16 protein-coding genes and 1 pseudogene are annotated in these 17150 nt (G+C 39.6%); all 17 read left to right on the plus strand.

The window, feature by feature from the left end; all coding sequences use genetic code 11:
- A pseudogene (locus CVS92_RS04865) lies at positions 1–413 on the plus strand (hypothetical protein); the annotation flags it as partial.
- Between the two features lie 194 nt (positions 414–607).
- Positions 608–1978 carry a coproporphyrinogen III oxidase family protein gene (locus CVS92_RS04870; protein WP_107788702.1) on the plus strand — a complete coding sequence of 457 codons (1371 nt, stop codon included), beginning with the start codon at positions 608–610 and terminating at the stop codon, positions 1976–1978.
- Complete coding sequence (locus CVS92_RS04875; protein ID WP_107788703.1) at positions 1978–3612, plus strand: multidrug ABC transporter permease/ATP-binding protein; 1635 nt, start codon at positions 1978–1980, stop codon at positions 3610–3612. The genes CVS92_RS04870 and CVS92_RS04875 overlap by 1 nt, the downstream gene beginning before the upstream one ends.
- Before the next feature lie 106 nt (positions 3613–3718).
- Positions 3719–4108: an NAD(P)H-quinone oxidoreductase subunit 3 gene (locus tag CVS92_RS04880; protein ID WP_107698388.1), complete on the plus strand. Its 390-nt coding sequence runs from the start codon at positions 3719–3721 to the stop codon at positions 4106–4108.
- A complete protein-coding gene (locus CVS92_RS04885; protein ID WP_012001120.1) occupies positions 4090–4602 on the plus strand; it encodes a NuoB/complex I 20 kDa subunit family protein in 513 nt (170 codons plus the stop codon). Before CVS92_RS04880 ends, CVS92_RS04885 begins: the two co-directional genes overlap by 19 nt.
- On the plus strand, positions 4599–5363 hold the full coding sequence (locus CVS92_RS04890) for an NADH-quinone oxidoreductase subunit C (RefSeq protein ID WP_107788704.1): 765 nt from the start codon (positions 4599–4601) through the stop codon (positions 5361–5363). Before CVS92_RS04885 ends, CVS92_RS04890 begins: the two co-directional genes overlap by 4 nt.
- The gene (gene nuoD / locus CVS92_RS04895) at positions 5360–6589 is read left to right on the plus strand and encodes an NADH dehydrogenase (quinone) subunit D (RefSeq protein ID WP_107788705.1); all 1230 of its coding nucleotides are present in this window, start codon (positions 5360–5362) and stop codon (positions 6587–6589) included. Before CVS92_RS04890 ends, nuoD begins: the two co-directional genes overlap by 4 nt.
- Positions 6586–6816 carry an NADH-ubiquinone oxidoreductase subunit E family protein gene (locus CVS92_RS04900; RefSeq protein WP_087579452.1) on the plus strand — a complete coding sequence of 77 codons (231 nt, stop codon included), beginning with the start codon at positions 6586–6588 and terminating at the stop codon, positions 6814–6816. The genes nuoD and CVS92_RS04900 overlap by 4 nt, the downstream gene beginning before the upstream one ends.
- Positions 6813–7523, plus strand: coding sequence for a hypothetical protein (locus CVS92_RS04905; RefSeq protein WP_107788706.1), 711 nt, complete (start codon positions 6813–6815; stop codon positions 7521–7523). The genes CVS92_RS04900 and CVS92_RS04905 overlap by 4 nt, the downstream gene beginning before the upstream one ends.
- The gene (locus CVS92_RS04910; protein WP_107788707.1) at positions 7520–9820 is read left to right on the plus strand and encodes an NADH-quinone oxidoreductase subunit G; all 2301 of its coding nucleotides are present in this window, start codon (positions 7520–7522) and stop codon (positions 9818–9820) included. The genes CVS92_RS04905 and CVS92_RS04910 overlap by 4 nt, the downstream gene beginning before the upstream one ends.
- Entirely contained in the window at positions 9813–10808 is a 996-nt protein-coding gene (gene nuoH / locus CVS92_RS04915) for an NADH-quinone oxidoreductase subunit NuoH (protein WP_107788708.1), read from the plus strand. The genes CVS92_RS04910 and nuoH overlap by 8 nt, the downstream gene beginning before the upstream one ends.
- Before the next feature lie 8 nt (positions 10809–10816).
- A complete protein-coding gene (gene nuoI / locus CVS92_RS04920) occupies positions 10817–11434 on the plus strand; it encodes an NADH-quinone oxidoreductase subunit NuoI (RefSeq protein ID WP_107788709.1) in 618 nt (205 codons plus the stop codon).
- 23 nt (positions 11435–11457) lie between these two features.
- Positions 11458–11994, plus strand: coding sequence for an NADH-quinone oxidoreductase subunit J (locus CVS92_RS04925; protein WP_107788710.1), 537 nt, complete (start codon positions 11458–11460; stop codon positions 11992–11994).
- On the plus strand, positions 11991–12293 hold the full coding sequence (gene nuoK, locus CVS92_RS04930) for an NADH-quinone oxidoreductase subunit NuoK (RefSeq protein ID WP_084041822.1): 303 nt from the start codon (positions 11991–11993) through the stop codon (positions 12291–12293). The genes CVS92_RS04925 and nuoK overlap by 4 nt, the downstream gene beginning before the upstream one ends.
- Before the next feature lie 3 nt (positions 12294–12296).
- The gene (gene nuoL, locus CVS92_RS04935; RefSeq protein WP_107788711.1) at positions 12297–14135 is read left to right on the plus strand and encodes an NADH-quinone oxidoreductase subunit L; all 1839 of its coding nucleotides are present in this window, start codon (positions 12297–12299) and stop codon (positions 14133–14135) included.
- On the plus strand, positions 14135–15646 hold the full coding sequence (locus tag CVS92_RS04940) for an NADH-quinone oxidoreductase subunit M (RefSeq protein ID WP_107788712.1): 1512 nt from the start codon (positions 14135–14137) through the stop codon (positions 15644–15646). Before nuoL ends, CVS92_RS04940 begins: the two co-directional genes overlap by 1 nt.
- A complete protein-coding gene (gene nuoN, locus CVS92_RS04945; protein ID WP_107788713.1) occupies positions 15643–17133 on the plus strand; it encodes an NADH-quinone oxidoreductase subunit NuoN in 1491 nt (496 codons plus the stop codon). Before CVS92_RS04940 ends, nuoN begins: the two co-directional genes overlap by 4 nt.
- Positions 17134–17150: the final 17 nt, after the last annotated feature.

Raw genomic sequence — 17150 nt, forward strand, 5'->3', positions numbered from 1 at the left:
TTTTTGTTCCTCTGGGATTTTTATTTTATATGGAGGGCTTTTATAAAATAAAAGGATATAAAATCATTTTGACTATTTTTACTATTGCGATACCGTCATTCTTTTTTATAACTCTCACAAACTATATCGCAGAACAATTTGGATTGAGTAATATTAATTACAAATACCTAGTAATTGAAAAAGGTGCTTTGGGGGCTATTTCAGATAAAATTCATCAAAATAACAAAAATATCGGTAAGTGTAAAACTTATTACGAAGAAGATAAAGTAAGCGACGCCATAAAGCTTTACAACATCAAAGCCCTATCAACACTTGGTAAATTTTATTATTTAGAAGCAATTGGTTGTGAAAATAATGAGAAAATAAGATTTGAGCTTGACTCGAGCAAAATCATCTCAAGGGCCAAGAAGTAAGATATTAAATTTATCACTTAAGGTGATTATTAAAAACTAAGCCAAATACTAAAAATGGTGTGTTTTTATAAGCAAAAGCCTTAAGTGAGTTTCATCTTTTACTAAATTTTTATACCGGTGCAAGGCTAAATTTATTAAAAGTTAGCTATCCTAACACATCAATTTAAAACCAAACTTATTTAAGGCGATTAGTTATGATCTTTAAAAATATTGTCGAGAATTTTGCCGTAAATTACGCTCATAATTCTATTCAAAGATCACTATATAATGAATTTAATATAGACATTTTAACCACAACCTACACTAAAACTCCCAAAAAAGACAAAAAGTATATGCTCTACGCGCATGTACCATTTTGTCACACATTCTGCCCATATTGCTCGTTTCATAAGTACCACTATGAACAAGAGCTTGCAAAAATTTACTTTGAAAATTTACGTGAGGAGATGAGGCAGGTTAAAGAGGATGGATTTGACTTTGATTCACTTTATGTTGGTGGTGGCACGACGCTTATAAATGAACCTGAGCTTGAAAAGACGCTTAAGCTTGCAAAAGAGCTTTTTAGTATAGATGAAATTTCAGCAGAAAGCGATCCAAATCACATCTCGCCAGAGAGCCTCGGTCGTTTTGACGGGCTTATCGACCGCTTAAGCGTAGGCGTGCAAAGCTTTGACAACGAGACGCTAAAAAGAGTTGGCAGATACGATAAATTTGGCTCGGCTGAGGAGACAAAAAGAAAGATAGAGCAGGCTATCGCTCTTGGCAAGATCCCAGTTATCAGCCTAGACCTCATCTTTAACCTGCCAAATCAGACAAAAGAGCAGATAATAAACGACGTAAATGTTGCAAAATCGATCTCTCCGCAGCAGATCACCTTCTATCCGCTCATGAAATCGGAGCTAACGAGAGAGAACATCGCTCGCTCGCTGGGCGTATCAAACGTCGATAATGAACGCGAATTTTACGAGATCATTGTGAGCGAATTTGCCAAAGGCGGATATAAGCAAAGTAACGCTTGGGCGTTTTCAAACGAAAAAAGCGCCGATCTTCGCGACGAATACGTGGGCTCAAATTTAGAGTACGTGGGTGTGGGCAGCGGTGCATTTAGCTTCCTTGACGGCGAGCTTGTGATAAACGCATTTAACCTACTTGATTACGGCAGAAAGATCAAGGGTAGACAAAGCCCGGTCATCGCAAAATGCGCATTTAGCAAAAAAGAGAGACTGAAATACACGTTTTTAACAAGGCTTTTTGACGGCGCCGTGGATATCAAAGCCTACAACGAGCAAAACGACGCAAACATCAACAAAGACCTCTTTGTCGAGCTTAGCTTGCTAAAGCTAGTAAACGCGATCTACGAAGAAAACGGCGTTATCAAGCCGACGTTTTTCGGCAAATACATCTGCGTCGTACTCATGCGCGACTTTTACGCGGGCATGGATAAGGTGCGCGCGATATTTAAAAACGACGCGAAGATCAAACGCAGCAAAGTGCTTCGCATCATGAGCGAAGACACCGAGCAAAAATTTGATCAAAATATCATTCAGCCTCGCGCCGCTATGTAATGCTTGTAAATTTAATAAAAAGCAATCTTTTTTCAATAATCAAAATAGTGATCCTGACGCTTGCCTTTAGCGGGCTTGGCGTCTGGACGCTCTCTTTTATCAACAACGAACTTGTAAATTTAAAAGAATTTGACGCGGTCATAGCGATCAAATTTATAGCTATCTTGATCTTATTTTTCATAAGCGCCATCGCCGCAAATATCTCACTTACAAATTTTGGACATAAATTTATCTATGAGCTTAGATATCAAAGTGTAAAGCAAATTTTAGACACGCCAAATAGCGTGATAAACGAGATCGGCAAGGCAAAGATCATAGCTAGTCTAAACAACGACATAAAGACGATCACATTTGCTTTTATGAGTGCTACTGGCTTTATACAAAGCCTAGTTTTCATCATTTGTGCCAGCTTTTATCTAGCCTACATCGCGCCAAAAGTATTTATATTTAGCGCAGTTTGGATCGGCGCCACGCTCGTTATAAACACACTTTTGATGAAAAAGATCCACTTTTATTTTAAAGACTCAAGGACGCAAGATGACGCGCTGCAAAGGCACTATGAAGACATCGTTGAGGGACATAGAGAGCTTAGTCTAAACAGGGCAAGGGCAAGCGTCTGCTTTGACGAGCTAAATTTGACAGGCGACAAGAAGCGCCAAAGCATGGTAAAAGCAGACGTCTATCACGCGCTAAGTGATAATTTTACCAACGTAATGCTCCTTGGTGCGGTCGGACTTTGCGTATTTTTGTGTGTGGCATTTGGCTGGGCGAGCCTGCAAACGGCACTTAGTATAAGCCTAACGATACTATTTTTAAGAGGCTCTTTTATGAGTATGGTAGGCTCCATACCAGCTGCACTTAGCGCAAAGGTGAGTTTAGAGAAGATCATGAGCTTGAATTTAAATAAATTTAAGGAAGGCTTTAAATTTGATGATAGTCTAAGCGACGAGTGGCAAAGTATCAGGCTAAAGGATATAAATTTCAACTACGACCACGGCAAATTTAGCCTAAATGATGTAAATTTAGAGATCAAACGCGGCGAGATAGCATTTATCATCGGTAAAAATGGCAGTGGCAAAAGCACGCTTATAAATTTACTTTGTGGCCTTATCCGCCCAAGTAGTGGCAAAATTTACCTTGATAGCACAAAGATAGATGAAGCAAATTTACAAAGCTATCAGGCAAAGATAAGTGCTATTTTTGCGGATTTTTATCTATTTTCGCAAACGCTCTCACATGATGGCTTTGCCAACCAAAGCGATATAGAGGGGCTCTTGGCTCTGCTTGAGATCGACAAAAAGGTAAGCGTGGTGGATAATAAGCTTAGCACTACGCAGCTCTCAACCGGCCAGAGAAAGCGCCTAAGCCTACTAATAGCCATTTTAGAGCACAGGTCTATCCTTATCCTTGATGAGTGGGCAGCCGATCAAGATCCACTTTTTAAGCGTAAATTTTACAGGGAAATTTTGCCATTTTTACAAAGTAAAGGCATAAGTGTCATCGCTGTAAGCCATGATGATAGCTACTTTGACATGGCAACTAGGATCATTTTAGTTAAAGATGGCTTCGTAAAAGAGCTTGATGAGAGCGAGCGAATAAGCGCTGCAAAAGATGCGGTTGAGAAGATAAAATAAGCGAAATTTTTACACAAAATCACAATAGCTACCACGGTCTTGAGCCATTTCAAGGTCAAATAAATTTAATTTTAGTAGAATCTTGAAAATTAAAAGAAGGCAAAGTATGTCACACTCAGAGCTTGAAAGCACCTATTTTGGTGCATTTATCATACTTTTACTAGCAACTTGTTCATTTGGCTTGATAACATTTCTTTCCTCAAAAATAAGCAAAAAACTAGCTAACCGCAATACCCAGCGTTTAAAACTTGGCTTTTACGAGTGTGGGCCAACCACAGTAAAACAACCAAATAAGATAAATATCCACTATTTTTTTTATGGAATTTTATTTATTTTATTTGATGTTGAGGTCATTTTTATGTATCCATGGGCGGTAGATTTTAGGCTACTTGGAGTATTTGGATTTATCGAGATGCTGCTTTTTGTGGCGATTTTATTAATTGGCTTTGCTTACGCTTGGCAAAAAGGAGTCTTTAAGTGGCAAAGCATCAGATAAACTACGCTGCAAATGGTGGCTTGCCAGTAGTTTTAACAACAGTTGACAAGCTAGTTCAGTGGGGTAGAAGCAACTCGCTTTGGGCACTTAGCTACGGGCTTGCATGCTGTGCGATCGAGATGATGGCAAGCGGAGCTAGTAGGTATGACTTTGATAGATTTGGCACTATATTTCGCGCAAGTCCAAGACACTCAGAGGTGATGATCATAGCTGGCACGCTAACTAAAAAACACGCAGAATTTACAAGGCGTCTTTATGATCAGATGCCTGAGCCAAAATGGGTCATCTCGATGGGTAGCTGCGCAAATACTGGCGGCATGTTTAACACCTATTCAACCGTTCAAGGTGTCGATAGAATAATACCAGTTGATATCTACATCCCAGGCTGTGCTCCTCGCCCAGAGACACTTCAGTATGCACTTATGATGCTTCAAAAAAAGATAAGAAAGCAAAGTGCATTTAGGGCGCAAAAGCCAAGAAAGCTTGAGATATGAGAGAGTATAAGCCAAAAAACGACCTGCAAAAAAAGCAGTATTACAAAGAGAAATTTTACATAGAAAAGCAGACGCCAAAAGATGAGGCAAGAGGTTCTAAATTTGATGAAGAGCTAGCCATCTTAGAGCAAAACAGAGTAGAAATTTTATCTAGCTACGTAGAGTTTGATCAGCTTGTAATTTATATAAATTCTAGTGAAAATTTTAAAGCACTTGAAGCGTTAAAAGGCTTTGGCTACGAGCAGCTTTGTGAGCTTGCGGCGATTGATTATATAGCTCAAAAAGGTGGATACGAGGTCTTTTATCAGCTTTTAAGTGTTAGCAAAAATAGGCGCACACGAGTAAAATGCTTTGTCAAAAAGGACGAAATGTTAAAAAGCGTTTGCGAGCTTTATAAAAGCGCAAACTGGGCTGAGCGTGAGATGTATGATCTAAGTGGCGTTCTCATCAAAGATCATCCAAATTTAAAGCGCCTCATCATGCCTGATGACTGGCACTCGCACCCTCTACTAAAAAGCTATCCGCTAGTTGGCGACGAGGCTGCTAAATGGTACGAGGTGGATAAAATTTTTGGGCGTGAATTTAGAGAGCAGATCGGCGAAGAGAACCGCGACCCAGCCTTTGTCGATGAGAAAGATACCTTTGGCTTTTCAAGAGTGTTTGACGAAAATGAAGACTACGAGTATCAAGAAGAAGGCGGCGTGAGATTTGTCAAAAAGGCTAAATTTAACCAAAGCCAGATAGTAAAGGAAAGACCTTGAGCCAGGCACCAAACCGCTTAAAACCATTTTTTGAAAATTTAGAATTTGAGCAAAATGACGGCAAGATGATACTAAATTTTGGCCCACAGCACCCAAGCGCTCATGGACAGCTAAAGCTTGTGCTTGAGCTTGACGGAGAAAAGGTCGTGCGCGCTATGCCAGAGGTTGGCTTTATGCACCGAGGCGTTGAAAAGATGGCTGAAAATATGACCTATCAGGAATTTATCCCAGTGACTGACAGGGTGGATTACATCGCCTCAAGCGCCAATAACTATGCATTTTGCGCGGCCGTGGAGAAGCTTTGTGCCATAGAAGTGCCTCGCCGTGCGCAGATCATTAGAGTGATGCTTTTGGAGCTAAACCGCATCAGCTCGCACCTTTTATTTTTAGCTACGCACGCACTTGACGTGGGGGCAATGAGCGTATTTTTATACGCATTTAGAGAGCGTGAATACGTCCTTGATCTCATAGAAAAATACTGCGGCGCAAGGCTAACACATAGCTCGATAAGGATCGGTGGCGTACCGCTTGATCTACCTGATGGTTGGTGCGAGGAGCTGCTTAAATTTTGTGAGAAATTTCCAAGCGATATCACGCTTTATGAAGATCTGCTAAGTGAAAATAGAATTTGGCAAGCAAGACTTGTTGATGTGGGCGTAATTAGCAAAGAGCTAGCCCTTAGTAGCGGCTGCTCTGGCGTCATGCTAAGAGCAAGCGGGATCGCACGTGATATAAGAAAAGAAGAGTCTTATCTCATCTACGACGAGTTAGAATTTGACGTACCTTACGCCACTAAAGGCGACTGCTACGCAAGGTATCTGCTTTACATGAAAGAGATGCGCGAGTGTGTGAAAATTTTAAAGCAGTGCGTTAGCAAGTATCAAACAAGCAGCCCCGCTATCATCGCCGACGCGCCAGATTACGTGAGCGCTTCAAAAGAGCAGATAATGAGCCAAAACTACTCACTAATGCAACATTTTGTGCTAATAACTCAGGGACTAAAGCCACCAAAAGGTGAAATTTATTTTGCTAGCGAATCGCCAAAGGGCGAGCTTGGAATTTATATAAACTCAGATGGCAGCGCAAGCCCATATCGTCTAAAAATTCGCACGCCAAGCTTTTGGCACTGCGCTATTTATGAAGATTTATTGGTAGGCCAGTACGTTGCTGATGTCGCTACGATAATTGGTAGCACAAATATCATCTTAGGCGAGGTCGATAGATGAGAAGGGTCGATCTTAGACACTTAAAGAGTGAGTTTTTGAGCGCTCTTGGACAGCAGATAAAGGCTGGCGAGGCTGGCGAAGTGATTATATTTTTATTTGAGATAGGTGATTTTAGCGGCGTGACAAAGGCTGTAAATTTAGCCTATAATCTAAACTGCGAAGTGATGAACTCGCTTAAATTTAACCAAGTTGATTGGGTATTAACCATAAAAAAGGGCAAGATATGAAATTTAATGATTTAATAGCAGGCAAAAGCTTAAGCATTGCAAATTTACTAAGCTTGAGCAATAAAAATTTAGCAAAAAAGATAAAAGAGCACGAGTTTAAATACATCTCTTGCATCGAAGATAGCGAGCTTGGTGGCGAAAATTTAATCCGCTGCGAAATAGGCTCGATAAGCTACGTCTTAGCTCTTCTTTGCAAATACGCAAACTTATCTTGCGATGAGTTTTTTAGCGAGCTTGATGATGGGCTGATAAGTGGCGAGTGCAATGTTGGTGAAGAGGAATTTGAAGAGCTAGGCGAGTGGATAAAGGACGTTAAAAACATCGTTATTGATGATTCATTTTTTACTCATCCAGATAAAGATGCGATCTTTTGGCTACTTGAAATTTTAGGCAAAAATGTCGTTTTGGCTGGTGGTTGCAGGAAAGAATTTAACGATTATCACAAAATAGACGAGCTAAAAGAGCTTGAAAATTTTGACGGAGCAGTCGTTTATCTAAATAAAAATGCAAGCGATGAGATCGTGGGCGGCGTGCAATTTGGCATCGTAGCAAAGGCAAAAGATGGCGATATACTAGAGATTAAAGCAAAAGATTTTAGCGTGAGGGCAAAATTTAAACTAGACCATTCGCTAAAAGGCACAGTTGCGATATTTGGCGCAAAAGAGTTTGATGGATACGCATTTAAGCAAGTAGTAGTTAGTAAATGAAAATAAGCATAAATGACCAAATTTTAGAAGCAGATGAAGGCGAGAGCATCCTAAATATTGCAAGGGCAAATGGAATTTATATCCCAGCTCTTTGCTATCTTAGCGGCTGCTCACCAACTCTTGCTTGTAGGCTTTGCATGGTCGAGGCAAATGGCAAAGTAGTTTATAGCTGCAATGCCAAAGCAAAAGAGGATATGCAAATTTATACAAACACGCCAGAAATCGCTGCCGAGCGAAATGCGATCATGCAGACTTACTGTGTAAATCATCCGATTCAATGTGGCGTTTGTGATAAAAGCGGCGAATGCGAACTACAAAATTTAACCACGCATCTAAAAGTAAATGAACAAAAATTTGCCATCGCTGACACGCACAAACCACATAAAAAATGGGGGCTAATCAACTACGATCCAGCTCTTTGCATAGTCTGCGAAAGATGTGTCACTGTTTGTAAAGATAGGATCGGCGAGAGTGCGCTAAAGACCGTACCAAGGGGCATTGAGGTGCCAAAAGAGCTAAAGGAGAACATGCCAAAAGATGCCTATGCTGTTTTTAGCAAAATGCAAAAAAGCTTAATAGGTCCAAGCGTGGGCGAGAGTTTAGACTGCTCATTTTGTGGCGAGTGTATCAGCGTTTGCCCTACTGGAGCGCTTATTAGTTCGCATTTTCAATATAGCACAAATATCTGGGAGCTAAACCCTGTCCCAGCTGCAAATCCACATCAAAGCGACTGTGAGCTAATTTACTATGACGTAAAAGAAAAGAGTACTAGCGACAGAAGTAAGCAAATTTACCGCGTCAACAATGATTTTACATTTGGCGAAATAAGTGGAGCAGCTAGGTTTGGCTATGACTTTCACAACGAGCTTGCCTGTAAGAATGAAGAGAAATTTGAAGAGATTGTTTTAAATATTAAAAATGGCACGATCAAAAATATAAAATTTAATAGCTTTATCACGAACGAAGAGGCCCTTATTTTAGAGCGTTTAAGAGAGAAATTTGATCTAAATCTAATAAACAATGAGGCGCTAAATTATCAAAAATTTTTAAATAAATTTAGCGAATTTAGTGGGCTTAGCTCATATAACGCAGACTATGAAGATATCAAAAATAGCGATTTTATCATCAGTGCTGGCAGTTTCTTAAGACACGAAAGCCCAGTGACAAGCTTTAAGTTAAATAACGCTTTAAAAATGAATAAAGCAGCTGGAATTTACTTTCATCACATAGCCGATGAGATCGTTAAAAAATATTCTAAAAATTTTATCTATGTAACGCATGAAGTTGGGAAGCTGGAGCAAATTTTACTTTTTATACTTAAAAACTGGGGTGAAAATTTACCTATCGCGCTTACATCAAAACTTGAAAATTTTGATGAAAATTTTGGCTTAGATGTACCAGCTTTAAGTGATGGCAAAAGCAAATTTACGCTCATTTTAGGAAGCGATTTTTACACGGATGAAAATGCGAATTTACTAGCCGCACTTACTGGAGTGATCACAAGAGCTACGCCATTTCGTGTGATGCTAATACCACCACGCACAAACTCACTTGGCGTTGCTAAAATTTGCACTCTTACAAGCGAAAAAAAGCCTGGCAAGACGCTTGGCTATAACGAAAATGGCGATTATAAATTTAGCATTTTTGAAGGCGACATCGATACTAGCGCGCTAAATCAGCAAGAAGGAACATTTACAAGCATAAATAACGCCCTAGTACCAACAAATGTGGCGATACCGCACAAAGGTTATTTTCTAAACGATATTGCAAATGCACTTGGACTAATGGCTGAAAATACGATTGATTACACGCCAAATTTACCAAAGGAAAAGGGTTACAAAGGCATTAAATTTGATGATTTAGAAAATTTTTACGCAAACGACGGCACAAGCTACAGAGGTTATAAACTAGAAATTTCAAATTTCACGCCAAATGATGATATAGAGCCGCTTTTAAAAGATAGCAAGAGCATAAATTTAAAAGATGACGAGGCACTTATAAATCTTGCAAATCCTATAAATTTACCATCATTTTTTGCAAACTATGCCACACAAACAGCCAAAAGAGCGAAGCTTTATGCAAGTAGCGAATTTATGGCTAAATTTGAAATTTCACAAAATGAAGCGATTATTTTAGAAAAAGATGGGCACAAGCTTGCCATTTGCGTGGAGCTTGATAGCGAGCTTGGCGGAGTTGGTGCGTATTTAGGTGATTATGACGACAAGCTTGATGTAGGAGTTATATTTAATGGCAAAAGCTACGCCGCAGTTAAAATCATAAAGGCAAAAGATGAGTGAAACACTATTTTTTGTGCTAAGCACTATCATTAAAGCTGTGGTCATCTTAGCCGTCATGGCAAGCCTTGCAGGGCTTGCAACCTATGCTGAAAGAAAAGTATTAGCCTACATGCAGCGCCGCGTTGGACCTGATATGGTAGGGCCAGCTGGGATTTTACAGATAGTAGCTGACATGATAAAACTCTTTACAAAAGAGGATATCGTACCAGCAAATACGAATAAATTTATCTTTTTAATAGCTCCACTAATATCAGCCATTGCCGCGTTTGCAGCGCTTGCACCTGTGCCATTTTTGCCTGAGTTTGAAATTTTTGGACATACATTACGTCCGATTCTCTCAGATATTAATGTTGGTATTTTATACATCGCTGGTGTTGCTTCAGTTTGCGTTTTCTCTCCACTTGCAGCAGGTCTTGCTAGCTATAATAAATTTGCACTAATTAGTGCGGCTCGTGCAGTAGTCTCACTTCTTAGTTTCGAAATAGTCGCTGGCATGGCTCTTTTAAGCGTCGTAATGGTAACTAGTTCGCTCTCACTTGTGGATATAAACAACTATCAAAAAGGAATTTTTGGCTGGCTTATATTCAAGCAGCCCCTTGCCTTTTTACTCTTTTTAATAGCAAGCTTCGTGGAGTGCAATAGAACGCCATTTTGCTTAACAGAAAACGAAACAGAAATAGTAGCAGGATATGGCACCGAGTATAGCGGCATGAGATGGGCGATGTTTTTCATCGGCGAATACACAAATATGATCGCTGTTAGCATCATTATTACGATTTTATTTTTAGGTGGATTTAACGAATTTTTATTTATCCCAGGCGCTTTGATGATCATCTTAAAATCAAGCATTGTCTTTTTCTTTTTTCTTTGGGTAAGGGCTTCATGGGCACATTTAAGAGTTGATCAGTTAAGTGCATTTTGCTGGAAAATTTTGCTTCCGCTTGGAATTTTAAATATCGTAGTCACTGGCTTTATGTTACTAATCTAAGGCGAAAAATGAGTGAGAAAAAATATATTTTAATAGATGAAAAGTTAAAGCCAAAGAGTGCGTTTGATAAATTTAAGCACTTCATCTCTGTCACATTTAAGCCTGATCTTTTGATCGGACTAAAAGTCACGATAAAGCAGATGCTCTTTAGCAAGTCACATACTTTAAAATACCCTATGCAAAAGATGGAGCTAAATGCTAGATATAGGGGCATTCATAAGCTTTTGAAATTTGTTGAAAGTGAAAATGAACGTTGCATTGGGTGCGGGCTATGTGAGAAAATTTGCGTTAGCAACTGCATTTCGATGAAGACTTCACTTGGCGAAGATGGCCGCAAAAAGGTCGCAAGCTACTCGATAAATTTAAGTAGATGCGTGTATTGTGGATTTTGCGCTGATGTTTGTCCTGAGCTTGCGATAGTTTGCGGACAAGAGTACGAAGTCACAAGTGAGAGTAGGATTATATTTGGCACAAAAGATGAGTTTTTGACAAAGGATAAATTTTTAAAAGATCAAAGCGAGTTTGAAGGCTATGGCGCACTTCCTAAAAATGCTGATAGCTTAATCAAAAAGACACCAAATGCATTTATAAGCGAAAATGAAAATGAGACAAAAAGTGATGAGTAGTATAAATTTTAAAAGGGCAAAAGATGTATGAGAGCTTTGCATTTTATCTTTTTAGCGCCTTGGTTTTAGTTAGTTTTTCTTTTAGCGTATTTTGTAAAAACGCACTAAATGCAGTCTCTGCGCTAGCTGCTGGCATGGTCTTTATCTCGGCTATATTTTTCTTACTTGGAGCGGAATTTCTAGGCGTAGTGCAGATAATAGTCTACACAGGTGCTGTGGTCGTTTTATATGCATTTGCAATGATGTTTTTTGATAGCAGTAAAGAATGTGAGCCAAAAAGTAGCAAAAAAGCAAAGATCACTATCTATTTTTTAAGTAGCTTTATAGCGCTTCTTTTGATATTTATCTTTTTAGCGCCGATCTATAGCGCAAAGCAGGAGGTGGTAAATTCTACCCTCGCTAGTCTTGGCAACATCGAAGCGGTTGGAATTTTGCTCTTTAGCAAGTATCTGCTTGCCTTTGAGATGTGCGCTACCATGCTACTTGTGGCGATGGTGGCTGGCATCATCTTGATACATAAAGACCTAGATGCGCAAAGCAAATTTGAGGAGATGCTATGATAGGACTTACTCACTACCTCATCCTTGCAAGTCTGGTCTTTGTCATAGGGCTTGTTGGCATAATGAGAAGAAGAAATTTGATCATGCTATTTTTCTCAAGTGAAATTTTACTAAACTCGGCAAATATCGCACTCGCTGCCATTTCAAAATACCACTTTGATCTAACTGGACAAATAGTTGCATTTTTTATAGTTGCAATCGCTGCTAGTGAGGTCGCTGTGGGACTAGGTCTGCTTGTGCTTTGGTATAAAAAGACTGGCAGCATCAGTTTAGATTCGATGACAAATATGAAAGGCTAAGGGATGATTTTATTTTACATTTCACTATTTTTCCCGCTTCTTAGCTTTATCATTGCTGGCATCTTTTCGCATAGCAGCAAGAATTTATTTATCGGTCTTTTTTGCTCGCTTCTCATGATCATTAGCGCCACAGCTTCACTCATGCTAACGGCTAGTCTTAGCGTAGATGAGCCACTAAATTTAACCCTAAAAGAGTTTATAAACTTAGGCTCGCTTGATCTTAGCTTTAGCTTCTACCTTGATGCCATTAGCCTTGTTATGCTTAGCACTGTTGGCGTGGTCGCAAGTATCGTGCATATCTACTCAGTTGGCTACATGAGAGATGATGCGAGCTTTAACCGCTTTTTTAGTTATCTTGGGCTCTTTGTCTTTTGTATGAACGTCCTTGTATCAAGCGATAACTTTATAGGCCTTTTCATCGGCTGGGAGGGCGTTGGGCTTTGCTCTTGGCTGCTCATTGGCTTTTGGTATAAAAGGCCTAGTGCAAACGTCGCTGCAAACGAAGCCTTTGTGATGAACAGAGTGGCTGATCTTGCCATGCTTGTTGGTATCTTTTATATATTTTATAGCTTTGGCTCACTTAAATTTAGCGAGGTTTTTAACGCTAGAAGCGACTTTTCTGGGCTAAATTTAGGTATCATCGCCACACTTCTTTTTATAGGCGCCATGGGTAAAAGCGCGCAGTTTCCATTTCACACTTGGCTTGCAAATGCCATGGAGGGACCAACACCAGTTTCTGCGCTCATCCACGCTGCGACCATGGTAACAGCTGGCGTCTATCTAGTCATACGAGCAAATTTTATCTTTATAAACGCGCCTGAAGTCTCTCACTTTATCGCTTACCTTGGCACATTTGTAGCGATATTTGCGGCTAGCATTGCGCTTGTGCATAACGACCTTAAAAAGATCATCGCTTACTCGACGCTTTCGCAGCTTGGATATATGTTCGTAGCTGCTGGCCTTGGCGCTTATAAGATCGCACTTTTTCACCTTGTAACGCACGCATTTTTCAAATCACTTCTCTTTCTATGCGCTGGCAACGTTATGCACGCGATGAATGACGAGCTAAATATCAAAAAAATGGGCGGACTTTATAAATTTATGAAGCCAACCGCACTTCTTTCTATCATCGCAAGTTGTGCGCTAGCTGGATTTTATCCATTTGCTGGCTTTTTCTCTAAAGATAAAATTTTAGAGGTTGCTTTTAGTGAGAATAAATTTTTATGGATCATTTTACTCTTTGGTGCTGTGCTTACAGCATTTTATAGCTTTAGGCTCGTTATGCTAGTCTTTTTTACAAAGCCAAAGAGCGAGAAACACGCGCATGAAGCTAAAAACTACATGTTAGCTGGCATGGCAGCGCTTGGTGTGCTCTCGATCATTAGCGGCTTTTTTTGGAGCAACTTTAGTGAGTTTTTAGAAAAAAGCTTAAAAGATTTTTCACTAAATTTATCTCACGGTAGCGAAATTTTCTTGCTCGTTTTAACACTTAGCCTAGTGCTAGCAAGTGCTAGCTTTGCTATATTTGTCTATAAAAGAGAAATTTTTAAAGAGAATATTTGCGAGAGCAGAGCTTACAAAATTTTGCAAAATGCCTACTTTATACCAAAATTTTATGAGAAATTTTTCATAAATGGCTACGCATTGATCTCACAAATTTGTAAAAAGATTGATGAGATGATAATCGATCGTAGTGTCGATCTAGTCGCAACAGCGCTAAATAAATTTGCATTTTTAGCAAACAAAATGCAAAGCGGCGACTTAAGCATCATGCTTAGATTTATGGTTGCAGGATTTGCCTTACTTTTAAGCTTTATATTTTTATTAAACGGAGCCAAATAATGCTAAGTGTCATCATATTTTTCCCTGCAATAAGCGCAATACTTGGCTTTTTAATAGAAAATAAAAGCATAAAATTTTATGGAGCAAGCATCGCTCTCATAGAGCTTTTGCTAGCCATTTTTATCTGCGTCAATGTCGATTTTCAGGGTTATGACTTTGTTTTAACACATCAAGTCTCACTCATACCAAGCCTAAATATCAGCTATTTTGTCGGCATCGACACCATTTCGCTAGCACTTATCGTACTTAGTGCATTTATGAGCTTCATCTCTATCGCCGCACTTAGCGATGATGGAAATTTAAAGCACCTAATTATTAGCGTGCTCTTTTTAGAGAGCACGATGATGGGCGTCTTTAGCGCGCTTGATATGATCTTGTTTTATAGCTTTTGGGAGCTTAGCCTCATACCGCTACTTTATATCATCGGCGCATTTGGTAGTAAAAATAGAATTTACGCTGCGATTAAATTTTTCATCTATACATTTTTAGGCTCTGTCTTTATGCTAGTGGCGATCATCTTTATCGGCTATCTGTGCTATCAAAAAAGCGGCGTCTTTAGCTTTAATCTGCTTGATTGGTATAAGCTTGGCATTGGAGAAAATGCTCAAATTTGGCTATTTTTAGCGTTTTTCTTCGCCTTTGGTGTGAAAACTCCATTATTTCCATTTCACACGTGGCTGCCTTACGCACACGGACAGGCTCCGACTATCGGCTCGGTGCTGCTTGCTAGCGTGCTTTTAAAGATGGGCACTTACGGCTTTGTGAGATTTTCACTTCCACTCTTTCCAGATGCGAGCCTGCTTTTAAGTGGCTTTGTCTGCGTCATAGCCATCATCATGATCATCTACGCAGCTCTCGTTGCCTACGCACAAAGCGATATGAAACAAGTGATCGCTTATAGTTCGATCTCGCACATGGGCGTCATCATGCTTGGCATCTTTTCACTAAATTTAATAGGCCTTGGCGGCTCAATATTTTTGATGATAAGCCACGGCATCGTTAGTGGCGCGCTATTTTTATTAGTTGGCGTCATCTATGAGAGGGCTCATACCAAAGAAATTTGCGAATTTGGCGGCCTTGCTAAGGTTATGCCAAAATACGCGCTTGTATTTTTTATAGCAACGCTTGCAAGTATCGGCCTGCCACTAACCATTGGCTTTGTTGGCGAGTTTTTGAGCCTGCTTGGCGTCTTTAAGCTAAACAAGCTCTTTGCGCTACTTGGTGGCTTTAGCATCATTGTGGGCGCTGTTTATATGCTGGTGCTTTATAAAAGGGTATTTTTTGGCGAGTGTAAGGAGAAAAATTTAAGCCTAAAAGATCTAAATTTCAAAGAGCTAGCCGCTCTTGTGCCACTTTGCTTGCTCATAATCGCCCTTGGTGTCGCTCCAAATTTAATCCTAAAGCCGCTTGAGCCGAGCATACAAAATATCATAAGCAAAATACAAACTAGAGCCGTAAATAGCGATACAAAGGATAAAATTTCATCTTTAAATGGCGGGAGCAAACTATGAACGAAATAGCCTTTTTAGACCTTAAAGAAATTTCTTTATCTTCGGTTGCTCCGATGCTTAGTATGATAATCTTTGCGCTTTTTATCTTAATCGTTGGCACCATAAAAAAAGATCTTTCAAGAAATTTCTACTGCGTATTTTGTATCATCGCAATATTTGTAAATTTGGGCCTAATACTTGATTTTAACGGTCTTAGCCTTAGCTTTTGGGATATGCTTTTAGTTGATGGCGTTTCGGTCATCTCTCAAGTCATCATCCTAATCGCCTCAGCCCTTTTTATCCCGCTCGCACTTAGCACAAAAGAGTATTTTGAGTACAAAATTTATGAATATTACGCACTATTTTTATTTATGATAGCTGGATTTTTGTTTATGGTGAGCTCAAATAACCTACTCATCATCTTTTTAGGACTTGAGATCAGCTCACTTTGCCTCTACACCCTAATCGCCCTTCATAATAAGGCAAAAAGCGTAGAAGCTGCGATAAAATACTTTGCGATGGGCTCGCTCTCAGCTGGCTTTTTTGCGATGGCAATAGCGATGTTTTATCTAGCGACAAACTCAATAGACATCGCTCGTATCGGCGTTGTGATAAAAGATCTTAGTCTAAATCAAAATTTGATCATTTTATTAGGCTGCGTTTTCATCGCCTCGGCAATTGGCTTTAAGCTCTCGCTCATACCATTTCACACATGGATACCAGACGTTTATGAGGGCTCAAATGCCCCACTTGCTGGCTATATGTCGATCGTGCCAAAGGTGGCAGCTTTTATCGTCGCGTTAAGAATTTTTGCGATGCTTGAAGGCTCACAAATTTCATGGATAAAAGATATGCTCTACATCATCGCCGTGCTTACGATGAGCCTTGCAAACATCATGGCGCTAGTGCAAAAAGACGTAAAAAGGATGCTTGCTTTTAGCTCCATAGCTCACGCTGGTGTCGTACTCTGTGCGCTTGTGCCAAATTCTCACGAGGCAAATGTTGCCTTGTTTTTCTACTGGATCATGTTTTTATTTGCAAATTTGGGCGCATTTTCTATGCTCTGGGTGGCAAGATGCGACGATGTGGTCTGCTGGGACAAGCGCTTTAAGCATCCATTTGAGAAATTTTCAGGGCTTATAAAAATTTTACCAAGCTACGCTGTGATAATGGGAATTTTTATGATCGCCCTTGCTGGCATTCCGCCTTTTAGCGTCTTTTGGGGCAAAATGATACTTGTTTCATCGCTTATCAAGTCTGGTTATATCGTACTTAGCGTTATAATCATGATAAATTCTGCCATTGCGATTTATTACTATTTAAAGCTAATCGTCTTTATGTTTTTAAAAGAGCCAATCGTAAAAAATAAAAATCTCTACACCGCAAATATCTCGATGGTGCTAAAAGTAATTGTTGGCATTGCGGTAGCTGGAACGGCCTTTTCGTTTTTATTTTCTGGAGCGATTTTAGAATTTATTGAGCATTTTGTCTTTGCTTCAGGATTTTAGAAAATTTAACTATAATT

Origin of the sequence: Campylobacter concisus (genome assembly GCF_003048555.1) — a bacterium.
GTDB classification, from domain to species: Bacteria; Campylobacterota; Campylobacteria; order Campylobacterales; family Campylobacteraceae; genus Campylobacter_A; species Campylobacter_A concisus_AO.

Coding starts and splice junctions, on each gene's coding strand:
- nuoL (WP_107788711.1), top strand. CDS start 12,297: ATGATTTTATTTTACATTTCACTATTTTTCCCGCTTCTTAGCTTTATC.
- CVS92_RS04900 (WP_087579452.1), top strand. CDS start 6,586: ATGAGAAGGGTCGATCTTAGACACTTAAAGAGTGAGTTTTTGAGCGCT.
- CVS92_RS04925 (WP_107788710.1), top strand. CDS start 11,458: ATGTATGAGAGCTTTGCATTTTATCTTTTTAGCGCCTTGGTTTTAGTT.
- CVS92_RS04940 (WP_107788712.1), top strand. CDS start 14,135: ATGCTAAGTGTCATCATATTTTTCCCTGCAATAAGCGCAATACTTGGC.
- nuoI (WP_107788709.1), top strand. CDS start 10,817: ATGAGTGAGAAAAAATATATTTTAATAGATGAAAAGTTAAAGCCAAAG.
- CVS92_RS04880 (WP_107698388.1), top strand. CDS start 3,719: ATGTCACACTCAGAGCTTGAAAGCACCTATTTTGGTGCATTTATCATA.
- CVS92_RS04870 (WP_107788702.1), top strand. CDS start 608: ATGATCTTTAAAAATATTGTCGAGAATTTTGCCGTAAATTACGCTCAT.
- nuoH (WP_107788708.1), top strand. CDS start 9,813: ATGAGTGAAACACTATTTTTTGTGCTAAGCACTATCATTAAAGCTGTG.
- CVS92_RS04875 (WP_107788703.1), top strand. CDS start 1,978: ATGCTTGTAAATTTAATAAAAAGCAATCTTTTTTCAATAATCAAAATA.
- CVS92_RS04910 (WP_107788707.1), top strand. CDS start 7,520: ATGAAAATAAGCATAAATGACCAAATTTTAGAAGCAGATGAAGGCGAG.
- nuoN (WP_107788713.1), top strand. CDS start 15,643: ATGAACGAAATAGCCTTTTTAGACCTTAAAGAAATTTCTTTATCTTCG.
- CVS92_RS04890 (WP_107788704.1), top strand. CDS start 4,599: ATGAGAGAGTATAAGCCAAAAAACGACCTGCAAAAAAAGCAGTATTAC.
- CVS92_RS04905 (WP_107788706.1), top strand. CDS start 6,813: ATGAAATTTAATGATTTAATAGCAGGCAAAAGCTTAAGCATTGCAAAT.
- nuoK (WP_084041822.1), top strand. CDS start 11,991: ATGATAGGACTTACTCACTACCTCATCCTTGCAAGTCTGGTCTTTGTC.